1 protein-coding gene is annotated in these 306 nt (G+C 65.4%); it reads right to left on the bottom strand.

Annotated elements, in window-relative coordinates:
- Positions 1-306: aconitase family protein (locus HX773_RS25690; protein WP_255433348.1), on the bottom strand; the 306-nt coding region annotated here is incomplete at both ends.

The following is a 306-nucleotide window of genomic DNA, read 5'->3' as shown; positions in this document are numbered from 1 at the left end:
GACCTCGGAGGTGCCGATACCGTGGGCCAGGGCCCCGAAGGCGCCGTGGGTCGAGGTATGGGAGTCACCGCAGACCACGGTCATGCCCGGCAAGGTCGCGCCCTGCTCCGGGCCGATCACGTGGACGATGCCTTGACGCACGTCATTCATCTTGAACTCGGTGATGCCATATTCATCGCAGTAATCGTCGAGGGTCTGCACCTGCAGGCGCGACACCTGGTCGGCGATCGCCGTGATACCGCCCTTGCGTTCCGGGGTGGTCGGTACGTTGTGGTCCGGCGTGGCGATGATCGAGTCGACCCGCCA

Origin of the sequence: Pantoea sp. B9002 (assembly GCF_013385945.1) — a bacterium.
Taxonomy (GTDB): domain Bacteria; phylum Pseudomonadota; class Gammaproteobacteria; order Enterobacterales; family Enterobacteriaceae; genus Pantoea.
This window is presented reverse-complemented; position numbering and strand designations above follow the sequence as displayed.